The organism is Arthrobacter sp. NPDC056886 (assembly GCF_042788715.1).
GTDB lineage: Bacteria > Actinomycetota > Actinomycetes > Actinomycetales > Micrococcaceae > Arthrobacter.
Genome location: NZ_JBHUBT010000011.1, coordinates 35,726 through 49,423, shown reverse-complemented (window position 1 = coordinate 49,423; position 13,698 = coordinate 35,726). Strand labels below are relative to the sequence as shown.

The following is a 13,698-nucleotide window of genomic DNA, read 5'->3' as shown; positions in this document are numbered from 1 at the left end:
GGGTGCGGCCGTGAAGAGGTATGCGGATGCGCACTCTCGTTCTGAATGCTGGATATGAACCCCTGGCGGTCATCACCTTCCGCCGGGCGCTCGTCCTTGTCCTTACCGGGAAGGCCAGCGTGGTGGCCGAAGGGGACGACCCTGTCGTCGGCCCCCAGGACATTCTGGGCCGCCCGTCCGTGATCCTGCTGAACCGCTACATCCGGCCGAGATACAACACCATGACAGCGGTGAGCCGCCGCGGTGTGCTCCGCCGCGATGCCCACCGCTGCGCCTACTGCGGCAAGGCTGCCCACACCATCGACCACGTCCAGCCAAAGTCCCGGGGCGGAGCCGATTCCTGGGAGAACCTGGTGGCGGCGTGCCTGCGGTGCAACAACGCCAAGAGCGATCACACGCCGGCGGAGATGGGCTGGAAGCTCGGTTTTGTTCCGGGCCCTCCCAAGGGCGCCATCTGGCAGATCAAGGAACTTGAGAAGCCAACGCCGGCCTGGGATCCGTTCCTGCTGCCTGAATCCGCTGCCTGAACTGGTGTTGCCCTGAACTGCCGCCGGGCTCGCCACGCCTGATTCAGGGGCGGCCGGCGCCGCGCTAGGCTGAACCGGTGGAATTCGATGCCATCATTCTCGCCGGGGGACGGTCCTCCCGGCTGGGCGGCGTGCCCAAAGCCGGACTGATCTACGACGGCGCCACCCTTCTTGAGCGGTCATTGCGCGCCGCGGGCGCGGCGGGACGCATCGTCGTCGTCGGACCCGATCCCGGGGACCTGCCCGAAGGCGTGCTGACCTGCAGGGAAGACCCACCCTTCGCGGGGCCCGCCGCGGCCATCGCCGCGGGCCTTGCCGCGCTGGCTGCCGACCAGGCCGGCGGAGACCAAGCAGCCGCGCCGGCACCGTTCATCCTGGTCCTTGCCTGTGACATGCCGCGCTCGGACGAGGCGGTCCGCGCCCTGGCCGCAGCACTGGGCAACTCTGTTGCAGGGGCGCCGGGACGGGCGTCGGAACGGGAAGGCGGCGACGGCGTCATGGCCGTCTCGGCCGACGGCCGGAAGCAACCACTCGCGGGGTTTTATGGCACGGCCGTGCTACAACGTTGTGTCGCGGACGCCGAGGTCAGGGGCGGCCTGGAAAACGCGTCGGTGTTCGCCCTTCTTGCTAGGCTGGACGTGCGGGAAGTTGGCGTTCCCTCCGGTTCCACAGATGATGTTGACACCTGGGATGACGCGTCCGCATTGGGGATATCCGGGAGGATTCCAGACCACGGTCCGGGCCCCGGTCCGGAACTCCGCAGCTGAACTCGACCATGGAGGCAAACGGTGAAAAGCCAGGATGAAACGCTGGAAGACTGGTGCCGTGCCCTGCTCCAGGCCCTGGAGCTGGAAGACGTTGAGATTGACGTGAACGAGGTCCTCGCCCTGGCCGGGGTGGCCGCCCACTCCGTGGTGCGCCCGGCGGCGCCGCTGACCACGTTCATTGCCGGCTTTGCCGCCGGTCTGGCCTCCGGCTCGGGACAGGCCACGGATTCCGTGTCCATGGAGGCCGCAATGGCCGTGGCGCGCCGGCTCGCCAAAGACTACGCGGCCGCCGAAGCTTCCGAGGCATGAGGGCTACGGCCCCGGACGGCAGCGGACCCCCCGCCGCCGCAGGTGGAGATGGCGGTGGAGTTGGCGGTGGAGATGGCGTCAGCGATGGCGGGGGAGATCGAGCCCGGGGCGGCATTAGCGACGGCCTCGAAGCTGGCCCCATAGAGACCCGCACCCAGGCAGACCTGGACACGGGGGAAGAGGACACTTCCGGCCAGGACACAGGTGACGACGACGCTGCGGAGCAAGACGGGCCGGACGTCGGCACTTCCGGCCAGGACACAGGTGTCGACGACGAGCCAGAGCAGCCGCACCAGCACCTGGCCCACACGTGGCAGGAGGCCCGGCAACTCGCGTTCGACTGCGCCGCTCCCATCCCGGCCGCCCCCGTCCCGCTCCGTCAGGCGCTGGGCCGGACCCTTGCCGCGGACGTTGTTGCCCCGCAGGACATGCCCCATTACGCCTCCTCTGCCATGGACGGCTGGGCTGTCAACGGCAGCGGTCCCTGGATCCTGGCCGAACGCAACCAGCGGCTGGCACCGCATCAGGCAAGCCCGATTGCCACCGGCGGCCTCATTCCGGTCGGGGCCAAGGCGGTGCTGCGAAGCGAAAGCGGCATCATCGACGTCGACGAGGACGGCCTGCCCGTCCTGAAGCTGGGCGGCGCCGCGAAACCCGGCGACCCCCGGAACGGGGACCACATCAGGAAAGCGGGCGAGGAGGCCGCTGCCGGAGACCTCCTGATCAAACGTGGCACCGTCCTGAACCCCGCCCACCTGGCCCTCGCCGCGCTGGCCGGAAGCGACGCCCTTCCGGTGCTCGGCAAGGCCGTGGTGCGGCTCGTCTTCACCGGCTCGGAGGTCGTGACATCCGGGATGCCGGCGCCCGGCCAGGTCCGGGACACCTTCGGACCCCAACTGGCAGCGGTGGTGGGAATGCTCGGCGGGATCTGCGCCGAAGAAGTGAAAATCGGCGACACCTACGCCGAATGGCTCGCCGCGCTCGAGGACACCGATCCAGCCGCAGAAAGCCTGCCTGCCGACGTCGTCATCACCACCGGAGGCACTGGCCGGTCCGGAACGGACCACCTCCGACGTTCAGTCGCCGAGCTCGGCGGTCGCCTGCTGATCGACGGGGTGGCCATGCGTCCTGGCCACCCCGCCGTGCTGGCCGAGCTGCCTGACGGCCGGTACATCCTCGGCCTGCCGGGAAACCCGCTCGCGGCAATGATGGCACTGTCCACGATCGGAGCCCCGCTCCTTGCGGCCCTGGGGCACGGACCCATCCCCCCGCTCAGCGAGGTGCCCTGCGGCTCAACGATTGACGCCGATCCGGGCCGGACGCGGCTCATGCCCTTCCGGCTGCTCTATGGCATGGCGTCGCCGGCGCAGCACACCGGCCCGGGGATGATGCGGGGCCTGGCCGCCGCCGACGGCGTGCTGGTGGTCCCGCCCCACGGAGTGCAGCTGGGAGAACTGGTGCCCGCCTTCGCGCTCCCGTGGGGTGCGCCGCTGCCGGACCCGGCCGCCGCACCCGCCGCGCAGAAGCCGGCGGCGAAGCGGACCGCCAGGAAAACCACGGCCAGCGACGGTCCGGTGGACTGGAGCGCCCTCCTGGGCTGAGCCGTCATTGAACTCTGGTTGAGCCCTGGTTGAGCCCTGGCCCGCTGCGCTGGCTTCAGGATCAGGCACTTACAATGATGGAACCAGCCAAAGAATCACCAACAACCGCACAACATGTTGCATAGGAGCACCGGATGGGCCGTGTCACGCAGCGCCGCAAAGTGCACAAGATCGTCTTGGACGGGTCCCCGCAGGCCCTCGAATTCCCGGTCCGGCACCGGGAGGACGTCCTGGCCGTCGAGGAACCGCTGGAAATTCGGCTCGGAAACATGTCCTTTTCCGTCACCATGCGGACACCGGGCAATGACTTCGACCTCGTCGCAGGGTTCCTCGTCTCAGAGGGAATCATCTGGGCGCCCGAGCAGCTGGTCTCCCTCAGGTTCTGCGCCGGCGAAGACGCCGACGGCATCCAAACGTTCAACGTCGTGGAGGCTCAACTCCGGCCCGACGTCGTGAGGCCTGAGACCGGACGAAACGTCTTTACCTCCAGTTCCTGCGGCATCTGCGGGACGGACTCGATCGATGCCGTGCGCAAGTCCTCGCACTACAGCCCGGCACAGGACCCGTTGACAGTTCCGGTGGAAACGCTTGCGGCCCTCCCGGACACCCTGCGGTCCGCCCAGGAGGTCTTTGACGTCACCGGCGGCGTGCATGCCGCCGGGCTCTTCAGGATTTCCGACGACGGCTCGGCCGAGCTGCTGTGCCTGCGCGAAGACGTCGGACGGCATAACGCGGTGGACAAGGTGGTGGGCTGGGCGCTCCGCGAAGGCCTGCTGCCGCTCCGGGGCACCGTGCTGCAGGTGTCCGGCAGGGCATCGTTCGAGCTCGTCCAAAAAGCGGCCCTGGCCGGAATCCCGGTCCTTGCCGCCGTCAGTGCCCCCTCCAGCCTGGCTGTCGAGCTGGCCGAGGCCAGCGGGATGACGCTGGCCGGCTTCAGCCGCCGGACCAGCCTGAACGTGTATGCAGGCCAACAGCGCATCGCAGTTCCGGCCCCCGCGGCTGGCTAACGGCAACACTTGGCCAACAGGTTCCCCGCGGCGTAAGTTTTATCCATCGATTGGAGCCAGTCGAACCCCAGCGCTGAAGAGGATCACATTGCACGACGACCGCCGCCTTACGGAAGTTCGGCTGGACCGCTTTCTGCGTGACCGCATCGCCCCGGCGGTCTACCCGCGCAGCATCCCACTGATACTGAGCAGCTGGGACGCGCCGGACGAACCCGTGCCGGTGCTGGAGGCCCTGCGGCAGGAGTTCACGGCGCAGGAACATGGCGCGGCGTGGGGCCGGCCGTGGAGCACCAAGTGGCTCCGGCTCCGGGGCGAGGTGCCGGAGGCCTGGGGAACTGCGGCTGGCACGTCGGTGGAAGTCCTGGTGGACCTGGGTTTCAGGGGCGAGCTCCCGGGCTTCCAGTGCGAAGGCATCGCCTGGCGGTCTGACGGGACCATCATCAAGGCCATTTCGCCACGGAACCAGTACGTTCCGCTCAAGCTCCTGGGCACTGGCATGGCGGTCGACTTCTACGTCGAGGCCGCGGCCAACCCCGACTTGTCCCAGAACTGGACATTCGCCGCCACTCCTTACGGGGACAAAGCGACGTCGGGCAGTGAACCGAAATACCGTCTCGGCAGGATCGCCATCGCCGAACGCAACCAGACTGTCTGGGAACTGGAGCAGGACATCCTCACCCTCGCCGGGCTGATGCACGAGCTGCCTATGGAGCTGCCCCGCCGCCACGAAATCCTGCGGGCGCTGGAACGCATGCTGGACATCATGGACCCCGACGACGTTGCCGGGACCGCAGAGGCCGGACGGGCGGCCCTTACCGAGGTCTTGTCCCGGCCGGCCTACGCCTCGGCGCACCAGCTCGTGGCCACGGGCCACGCCCATATCGATTCGGCCTGGTTGTGGCCGGTACGGGAAACCATCCGCAAGTGCGCCCGGACGTTCTCCAACGTCGTCGCGCTGATGGACGAGTATCCCGATTTCATCTTTTCGTGTTCCTCGGCCCAGCAGTTCGCGTGGATGAAAGAGTACTACCCGGAGCTCTTCGGGCGCATCCGGGACAAGGTCCGGGCCGGGCGGTTCGTTCCCGTCGGCGGGATGTGGGTCGAATCAGACTCCAACATGCCCGGCGGCGAGGCCATGGCACGGCAGTTCCTCGAGGGCAAGAACTTTTTCCTGGCCGAATTCGGGGTGGACTGCCAAGAAGCGTGGCTCCCCGACACGTTCGGGTATTCCGCGGCGCTGCCGCAGATCATCAAGGCCGCGGGCAGCCGCTGGTTCCTGACTCAGAAGATTTCGTGGAACCAGGTCAACAGGATGCCCCACCACACCTTCAACTGGGAGGGAATCGACGGCACCCGGGTTTTCACACATTTCCCGCCGGTGGACAGATACAACTCCGATCTCAGCGCCCGGGACCTGGCGCACGCAGAACGGAACTACCGGGACCACGGACGCGGAAGCACGTCGCTGGTTCCGTTCGGGTACGGCGACGGCGGCGGCGGGCCAACACGCGAGATGCTGGCCGCGGCGCAGCGCACGGCGGACCTGGAAGGATCCCCGAAGTTGCGGATCGGCTCGGCTGCCAGCTTCTTTGGGCAGGCCCAGGCCGAGTATGAGCCCCTGCCGGTCTGGGTGGGCGAAATGTACCTGGAACTGCACCGCGGCACCTACACCAGCCAGGCCGGGACCAAGCTGGGAAACCGGCGCAGCGAGCACCTTCTCCGGGAGGCGGAACTCTGGAGCGCCACCGCGGCAGTGCGTGCCGGACACAGCTACCCGGCCGCGGAGCTCAAGCGGCTCTGGCGGCTGGTCCTGCTGCAGCAGTTCCATGACATCCTGCCGGGAAGTTCCATCGCATGGGTGCACCAGGACGCCGAACGGAACTACGCCGCCGTCGAACGGGGTCTGGAGGCGATCATCACGGACGCCGCAGCTGCGGCGCTCGGCACCGGCAGCCGGGAGTTCCTCCTCAACGCTGCCCCACAGGAGCGCCAGGGCGTGCCTGCCCTGGCCGCTGCCGAGCCGGCCCGGCCCGGGCAGCCGGTAGAGGCCACCGAAGTAGACGGCGGCGGCTACATCCTGGACAACGGCATCATCCGGGCCGTGGTGGGTGCCAACGGACTGCTGGCCTCGCTCACGGACCGTGCCACCGGACGCGAGGCGATTGCTCCCGGCGAGTTCGGCAACCTCCTGGAGCTGCACCGGGACACGCCGAATGAATGGGACGCGTGGGACATCGACGCGTTCTACCGCAGGAACGTTGTCCGGCTGGTCGAGGCGCGTTCCGTGACACTGGAGCGCCACCCGCGAAGGGAAAGCCCCGATGCCGTCGTGATCGTGGAGCGGATGGCCGGCTCCTCGCCCGTGACCCAGCGGATAACGCTCGTCCCGGGCGCTGGCTCACTCGCGATCACCACGGAAGTGGACTGGCAGGAGAGCGAAAAACTGCTCAAGCTGGGCTTTGCCCTGGACGTCAGGGCAGACCGCTCGGCGGCAGAGACGCAGTTTGGGCACGTGTTCCGCGCCACCCACGTCAACACGTCCTGGGAGGCCGCGAAATTCGAGATCTGCGCCCACCGCTGGATCCACGTCGCCGAGCCGGGCTACGGGGTGGCCATCTCCAACGCTTCCAGCTACGGCCACGACGTCACCCGCAACGTCCGGGAGGACGACGGCGGGACCACCACCACAGTGCGGGTCTCGCTACTGCGGGCACCGAAGTTTCCGGATCCGCACGCGGACCAGGGCAGGCACGAGCTTCACGTCACGATCCGGCCGGGCGCCACCATCGCAGACGCCGTCGAGGAGGGCTACCGCACCAATCTGGCCCCGCGGGTGGTGCAAGGGGCCCACGGCGTGGAGCCGCTGGTCACCGTGTCAAACCCGGCCCTCGTGATTGAAGCGGTCAAACTCGCTGAAGATGGCTCCGGCGACGTGATTGTCCGGCTGTACGAATCGCTGGGGGAGCGGTCCACCGGCCTCCTGAAGGCCAATTTCCCGGTCCGCGGGCTGCACGCCGTGGACCTGTTGGAACGGCCCGCCGATGCCCCGGGCGTGACGGCAGGGCCCGACTCCGCCGAGCTCACGCTGCGGCCGTTCCAGCTGGTCACGCTTCGGTTTGTCCGCTGACGGGTGGGGCCGACTGCCGCGACCTCCCGCAGGGACACGGCCGCAGGGACAGCCAGAAAACTCCCTTAAACAGGCTGAGTGGGAGCGGTCCTTGCGGACCGCTACCACTCATCCCCCCAATGGCGCTTGGACGGCTGCCTCTGCTTCGCACGGCTGACTTCCGTACACGAAGCGATTGCCGCTTTCACACATTCATGATTCTTTCACGGTCTAATGATTTTGTGAATGCCTACGGCTTGTTCTTGCGTAATGTTGCGCGCGGGCTACCAGTTTTCTTGGCGGCGAGCCCGGAAGCCCAGAACAGTCCCAAGCCCAGGACATAGCCCACGACAGCCAAATAGTTGACCGTCTGCTGCGCAAGGAGCCAGGTTTCGGGGGCGAAGGACGCGGGGACGCTGCAAGTGGTGGCGAGGGCGCCGAGGCATGTCAGGAGGGCCGCTGCACGCACCAGCCCCGGCAATTGGCTCCTGGTGGCGGCCAGCAATGCCGGCAGCAGGGCGAGGGAGATGAAGGCAGGATAAGTGCGCCCTGCCGCGGCATAGAACGGCGCCAGGACGGCATTGCGTCCGCCGTTGTCCGTGATGTCGAGCATACCGGCCGAGGATCCGCGGGTGTCCATGAGGAAGAAGGTCACCGCCACGGCGGCAGCACTGGCGGCCAGGGCCCAGCGTCCAGGTGGCCCCGCGATGAGGCGGTAGCCGCGTTCGTCTGCCAGTCCCTTCGCCACACGCAGACCGACCAGCAGGACCGTGGCGAATACCAGGAAACGCAAGATCAGGTGAGTGAGGTTCCATCCGCCGAGCGCCGCGTCGATCGCCACATAGGGGCCGGGCACCGAGAGCAGGCTGCACAGGGTGGCGAGAACCAGTATCCAGAAGACAGTCCTGTTCCGCCCCCGGATCGCATCCGGAACGCGGAGGAGGAGCACCACGGAACAGATGATCAGCGTGCCCCACTGGAGGGTTGCAATCATTCCGCGTTCTCCCACGTCACTTGCCTGCTCAGCCCCAAGATGGTCAGGTCATGCCAGCTTGCTTCTTCGGCGCCCGCTTAGCAAGCGTCTTGGCCAACCAGATCAGGGACAGCCCCAGGACCACGCACAGGACGGCTGAGTAGTTCAAGACGAACCGGACGAATCCGAGGGACGGCGGAATGACCGGCGAGAGCAGGCTCAAGGAGATGGCTACGGTGCCCAGCGCCAGCAACGCCGCGCTGGACCGCACCAGGATGGGGAGGCCGCTGCGCAGGGTCCGCACCAGGGCCGGAAACAGGGCCACGGTGATGAACGCCGGGTAGAGGCGCCCGGCGGCCCCGTAATACTCCACTAAGGCAGCATTACGGTCACCCGTGGCGGCCACGTCCACCAGCCCGGCCGAGGAGCCGGCGGTGTCCATCATGAGGAAGACGGCCACCACCGCAGCCGAGGCAGCTGCGGCTACCGCAATTCCAACAGGACCGGTGATGAGCCGCAGGGCGTCCTCGGCGCTGAAGCCCCGGGCCAGCCGGAATCCCAGGAAGAAGATGCCGGCGAAAATGATGAAGCGCAGCACCAGGTTGGCGATGTTCAGGCCTCCCAGGACTTGGTCCACTGCCTCATACGGGCCATCGATGCTGAGCAGGATGGCCAAGGTCATGAGCGCAAAGATGGCGAACAGGGACCGGTTCTCACCCCGGAGGACGCTGGGCACGCGGGCGAGCGTGACGACGCTGCAGACCCCCAGCGTGGTCCATTGCAGCGTGGTGATCATCCGAGGTTCTCCCAAATTTTTTCTGTTTGTGCCTGCTCCTGCTCGTGGCGCCGCAGCGCTTTGCCGAGCGCCTGAAGCCGCTCCCCGGCCAGGACGCTAAGTTCTCCATCGGAGAGGGCATCCAACGCAGCCTGCTTCGCCCCTGGCGTCCAGCCGGCCTCAGCCTCGGTTATCAAGCCTGTGGCGACCAGTCCGCCCGTGAATCCTACGCCCGCCGCGCGGGCGGTCGCGACCGCCAACTCGGGGGACAGCCTGTTGGCCGTGAGCTGGGCCGAGTAATTTTGTGGTGCCACGCCGGTGGCAGCCGAAACCCGGTGACGCAACTCACCGTCGTCAATCGCGTCCACCCAGTTCCGGACGGAAGTGGCGTGCGGGGCGGGGGTAAGCGCCGGGGTCATGGAGCTGCCGTGGTCACCGTAGCCTCCGTAGGAGGGGGAGGAACGGGAAATGACTGCGCGCAAGAGGTCCATGGTGGCAACCTGGCTGACGAGCTCGGCCGGGGTCGGCTGCTGCGGCGCGGCGGCGAGTTCCGCATAGTGGTCGAAGGAACCCAGTTCCGCCAGCGGACTCAAATCCAGGGCCCGGCTGATGCTGACCAGAGTGGTTTCGGCCACTTTCCCGCGCACCAGCTGCTGCGCAAGAGTGGTGCGCTTGATCCCAGAGATCCTGCAGATATCGGCTGTGCTCGCCGACGGGGCAACCCGATGAAGCCAGAGTTGAAACGCCTTTGCGGGTAGTGGCATCTAGGGCTTCCTGCGGAGTCGATGGGCAGTATGGCTACTGGCATGCGGTGGGGCAACGGAGATTGCGGCGGGGGGTGGAAGCGGTGTGGCGGCGTGGGCTGGGATTTTACGTGAGGTCCTAATTCAACTATGCTAAATGGTCGAACCCGCTGGTCCGTACACCCCCCAAGTCCGGACCGGCGGGTTCTTCTATGCCCGGCTGGTTTTCGGCCCGCCGGGACGGGCGGGTTCTGCCCGTCGGGGCGGTCCGTTTGGGCCGCAGTGAGAGGATTAACTAATGACTGCAACCCTTGTTGCCAAGGACCTTTCCGGTGGTCACGATCACCGCACACTCTTCTCAAAGCTGTCCCTGACCGTAGCGCCCGGTGACGTCGTCGGCGTCGTGGGCGCCAATGGTGCCGGCAAATCCACCCTGCTGCGACTGCTGGCCGGCGTCGACGATCCGCAGGTAGGCACCGTCAGCCTGGCCCCCTCCGACGCCTTCGTGGGCTGGCTGCCGCAGGAACACGAACGGATTGCCGGCGAAACCGTCGGCGAATATATCGCCAGGCGCACAGGCTGCGCGCAGGCCACCCTGGAGATGGAGTCCACCGCAGAGGCGCTGGGCTCCGGCGCACCCGGCTCCGATGACGCCTACTCGCTGGCCTTCGACCGCTGGATGGCCTCCGGCGCCGCCGACCTGGAGGACCGCATCCCGCCCGTGCTGGCGGACCTTGGCCTCGAGGTGGGGCCCGGCGCCGAAATGACCGGGCTCTCCGGTGGCCAGGCGGCCCGCGTGGCGCTCGCCGCCCTGCTACTGAGCCGGTTCGACATCGTGCTCCTGGACGAACCCACCAATGACCTGGACCTGAACGGCCTGGCCAAGCTGGAGGCCTTCGTGCAGGGCCTCCGCGGCGGCGCCGTCCTGGTCTCGCATGACCGCGAGTTCCTGGCGCGCTGCGTCACCACCATTGTGGAACTGGACCTCGCCCAGAACTCGGTGGCGGTCTACGACGGCGGCTACGAGGCTTACCTGGAGGAACGCGCCGTCGCCCGCCGGCACGCCCGGGAACGCTTCGAGGAGTACGCCAACACCAAGGCCGACCTGGTTTCCCGGGCCCGCACACAGCGCGAATGGAGCTCCCAAGGCGTCCGGAACGCCATGAAGAAAAACCCGGACAATGACAAGATCCGGCGCGCCGCCAGCACCGAGTCCTCCGAGAAGCAGGGCCAGAAGGTCCGGCAGATGGAGTCCCGCATCGCGCGGCTGGAAGAAGTTGAAGAGCCGCGCAAGGAATGGCAGCTGCAGTTCAGCATCGGGGCGGCCCCCCGCTCCAGCGCCGTCGTGGCCACCCTGCGCGACGCCGTCGCACAGCAGGGCGACTTCACCCTGGGCCCGGTGAACCTGCAGCTGAACGCGGGGGAGCGGATCGGGATCACGGGCCCCAACGGCGCCGGCAAATCCACCCTCCTCCGGCTCCTGCTCGGCGTCCAGCGGCCCGACTCCGGTGACGCCTCCATGGGTGCGTCCGTGGCCGTCGGGGAGATCGACCAGGTGCGCGGCCTGCTGGCCGGTGAGCTGCTGCTGTCAGACGCCGTCGAAGCCGTACTGACGGAGCAGACCCCGGCGGAGGTCCGCACCCTGCTGGCCAAGTTCGGCCTCAAAGCCGATCACACCAACCGGTCCGTCGACTCCCTCTCACCGGGGGAGCGGACCCGGGCGGCCCTGGCGCTGCTGCAGGCCCGGGGCGTCAACCTGCTGGTGCTGGACGAACCCACCAACCACCTCGATCTGCCGGCCATTGAACAGCTCGAGGAAGCCCTCGACAGTTACGACGGCGCGCTGCTGCTGGTCACCCACGACCGCCGGCTGCTGGAAAACGTCCGCCTCGACGCACGCTGGAACGTCACGAACGGCGTCGTCACCGAACTGCACGCAGATGCCGCGAAAGGCAACACCAAATGAGCATGGACCGGGTCGCCTGGAGTTCCCTCTACAACATCACCCGCGCCTCCAGCGGGTCCAAGCCGTTCTCCAAGGAGACGCTGAAGCGCGTCTTTAGTTTCGCCCGCCCCCACCGCGGCAAGCTGATCGCGTTCGTGCTGCTGTCCATCGTGATGGCCTTCCTGGCTGTCGCCACCCCGGTCCTCGCCGGGCAGGTGGTTGACGAGATCATCGCCCATGCGGATACCGGAACGGTGATCTGGCTTGCTGTCCTGATCGCCATCGTCGCCGTGGCCGAGGCGGGGCTGGGCCTCGTAACGCGCTGGCTGTCCTCCACGATCGGCGAAGGCGTGATCGTGGACCTGCGCACCAAGGTCTTCGACCACGTCCAGAAGATGCCGATCGCCTTCTTCACCAGGACCCGGACGGGGGCGCTGGTCAGCCGGCTGAACAACGACGTCATCGGGGCGCAGTCGGCCTTCGCCGGCACGCTCTCCGGCGTGGTCAGCAATGTCGTGGCCCTGGCGCTGACCCTCGCGGTCATGCTGAACAAGTCGTGGCTCGTGACGGTGCTCGCCATGATCCTGCTGCCGATCTTCCTGATCCCGGCCCGCCGCATGGGCTCCAAACTGGCCGATCTGCGGCGCGAAGCCGCCGAACACAACGCCACGATGGGTACCCAGATGACCGAGCGCTTCTCCGCGCCCGGTGCCACCTTGGTCAAGCTCTTCGGCCGCCCCGACGAGGAATCCCGCGAGTTCGCCCTCCGGGCAGGCCGGGTCCGGGACATCGGCGTCCGCACCGCCATGCTGCAGTTCACCTTCGTCACGGCGCTGACGCTGGTCTCAGCCCTGGCCCTGGCGCTGGTCTACGGACTGGGCGGCTCGCTGGCCCTCGCCGGGCAACTGGCCGCGGGCGACGTCGTGGTGCTCGCGCTGCTGCTCACCCGTCTGTACGCGCCGCTCACGGCACTGTCGAGCGCACGGGTGGAAGTCATGAGCGCCCTGGTCAGCTTCGAGCGCGTCTTTGAGATCCTGGACCTCAAGCCGCTCATCCAGCAGAAGCCGGACGCCGTGGCCTCCCCGCCGGGTCCGCTCTCGGTGGAGTTCGAGAACGTCCGGTTCGCCTACCCCTCGGCGGAGAAGGTCTCGCTCGCGTCCCTGGAGGACGTCCTGACCCTGGACACCCGCGGCGGCGAGGAAGTTCTGCACGGCGTCAGCTTCCGGGTAGAGCCGGGGCAGACGGTGGCTCTCGTCGGTTCCTCGGGAGCGGGCAAGTCCACCATCGCGCAGCTCCTCTCGCGCCTGTACGACGTCGACTCGGGCGCCATCCGCTTCGGCGGCACCACGCCCGGCACCGACGTGGACGTCCGCGACCTCACGTTCGACTCGATGCGCGCGACCCTCGGCATGGTGACGCAGGACGGTCACCTGTTCCACGAGAGCATCGCCTCCAACCTGCGCCTGGCCCGCCCCGAGGCCACTGAGGAGCAGATGTGGGATGCGCTGCGGCGCGCCCGGCTCGAAGACATGATCCGTTCCCTGCCCGATGGCCTGGACACCGTGGTGGGGGAGCGCGGCTACCGGCTCTCCGGCGGCGAGCGGCAACGCCTGACGATCGCCCGGCTGCTCATCGCGCAGCCACGGGTGGTCATCCTGGACGAGGCCACCGCCGCGCTGGACTCCACCAACGAGGCCGCCGTCCAGGAGGCACTGGGCGCCGCGCTGGAGGGCCGCACCGCCGTCGTGATCGCGCACCGGCTCTCGACAATCCGCGCAGCGGACGCGATCCTCGTGGTGGAGGACGGCTCGATCATGGAGCGCGGCACCCACCGGGAGCTCCTCGCCGCCGAGGGCCGCTATGCGGAGCTGTACCGGACGCAGTTCTCCGAGGCCAGCGCGGTCGCCGAGGAGGCTGTGCCCGGGTAACCGGGCTGGGGTGCTCC

General features: G+C 67.9%; 11 protein-coding genes. 8 read left to right on the top strand and 3 right to left on the bottom strand.

The window, feature by feature from the left end:
- Window positions 1-26 precede the first annotated feature (26 nt).
- The 6 genes from ACFRJ8_RS18500 to ACFRJ8_RS18475 all read left to right on the top strand — a co-directional run bounded on the left by ACFRJ8_RS18500 (window position 27) and on the right by ACFRJ8_RS18475 (window position 7,338).
- A complete protein-coding gene (locus ACFRJ8_RS18500) occupies window positions 27-527 on the top strand; it encodes an HNH endonuclease (protein WP_277527321.1) in 501 nt (166 codons plus the stop codon).
- A 77-nt stretch (window positions 528-604) separates the two neighbouring features.
- Complete coding sequence (locus ACFRJ8_RS18495; RefSeq protein ID WP_377987712.1) at window positions 605-1,294, top strand: molybdenum cofactor guanylyltransferase; 690 nt, start codon at window positions 605-607, stop codon at window positions 1,292-1,294.
- Window positions 1,295-1,315: 21 nt separating this feature from the next.
- Window positions 1,316-1,603, top strand: a complete 288-nt coding sequence (locus tag ACFRJ8_RS18490; RefSeq protein WP_377987711.1) for a DUF6457 domain-containing protein — start codon at window positions 1,316-1,318, stop codon at window positions 1,601-1,603.
- Window positions 1,600-3,204: a molybdopterin molybdotransferase MoeA gene (locus tag ACFRJ8_RS18485; RefSeq protein ID WP_377987709.1), complete on the top strand. Its 1,605-nt coding sequence runs from the start codon at window positions 1,600-1,602 to the stop codon at window positions 3,202-3,204. The genes ACFRJ8_RS18490 and ACFRJ8_RS18485 overlap by 4 nt, the downstream gene beginning before the upstream one ends.
- A gap of 134 nt (window positions 3,205-3,338) precedes the next feature.
- Entirely contained in the window at window positions 3,339-4,211 is an 873-nt protein-coding gene (gene fdhD, locus ACFRJ8_RS18480) for a formate dehydrogenase accessory sulfurtransferase FdhD (protein WP_377987708.1), read from the top strand.
- A gap of 88 nt (window positions 4,212-4,299) precedes the next feature.
- Window positions 4,300-7,338 carry an alpha-mannosidase gene (locus tag ACFRJ8_RS18475; protein ID WP_377987707.1) on the top strand — a complete coding sequence of 1,013 codons (3,039 nt, stop codon included), beginning with the start codon at window positions 4,300-4,302 and terminating at the stop codon, window positions 7,336-7,338.
- A gap of 229 nt (window positions 7,339-7,567) precedes the next feature.
- Here ACFRJ8_RS18475 and ACFRJ8_RS18470 read toward each other — a convergent pair whose 3' ends face one another.
- Genes ACFRJ8_RS18470 through ACFRJ8_RS18460 form a run of 3 tightly spaced genes read right to left on the bottom strand, consistent with a single transcriptional unit; the run spans window position 7,568 to window position 9,829 of the window.
- On the bottom strand, window positions 7,568-8,311 hold the full coding sequence (locus tag ACFRJ8_RS18470; RefSeq protein WP_377987705.1) for a hypothetical protein: 744 nt from the start codon (window positions 8,309-8,311) through the stop codon (window positions 7,568-7,570).
- 43 nt (window positions 8,312-8,354) lie between these two features.
- Window positions 8,355-9,086, bottom strand: a complete 732-nt coding sequence (locus tag ACFRJ8_RS18465) for a hypothetical protein (protein WP_377987703.1) — start codon at window positions 9,084-9,086, stop codon at window positions 8,355-8,357.
- Window positions 9,083-9,829 carry a hypothetical protein gene (locus ACFRJ8_RS18460; RefSeq protein ID WP_377987702.1) on the bottom strand — a complete coding sequence of 249 codons (747 nt, stop codon included), beginning with the start codon at window positions 9,827-9,829 and terminating at the stop codon, window positions 9,083-9,085. The genes ACFRJ8_RS18465 and ACFRJ8_RS18460 overlap by 4 nt, the downstream gene beginning before the upstream one ends.
- Before the next feature lie 277 nt (window positions 9,830-10,106).
- On the opposite strand from ACFRJ8_RS18460, the gene ACFRJ8_RS18455 reads away from it, so the two are divergent.
- Together ACFRJ8_RS18455 and ACFRJ8_RS18450 are read left to right on the top strand one after the other, a co-directional pair.
- Window positions 10,107-11,774: an ABC-F family ATP-binding cassette domain-containing protein gene (locus ACFRJ8_RS18455; RefSeq protein ID WP_377987701.1), complete on the top strand. Its 1,668-nt coding sequence runs from the start codon at window positions 10,107-10,109 to the stop codon at window positions 11,772-11,774.
- Window positions 11,771-13,681, top strand: coding sequence for an ABC transporter ATP-binding protein (locus ACFRJ8_RS18450; RefSeq protein ID WP_377987699.1), 1,911 nt, complete (start codon window positions 11,771-11,773; stop codon window positions 13,679-13,681). The genes ACFRJ8_RS18455 and ACFRJ8_RS18450 overlap by 4 nt, the downstream gene beginning before the upstream one ends.
- Window positions 13,682-13,698: the final 17 nt, after the last annotated feature.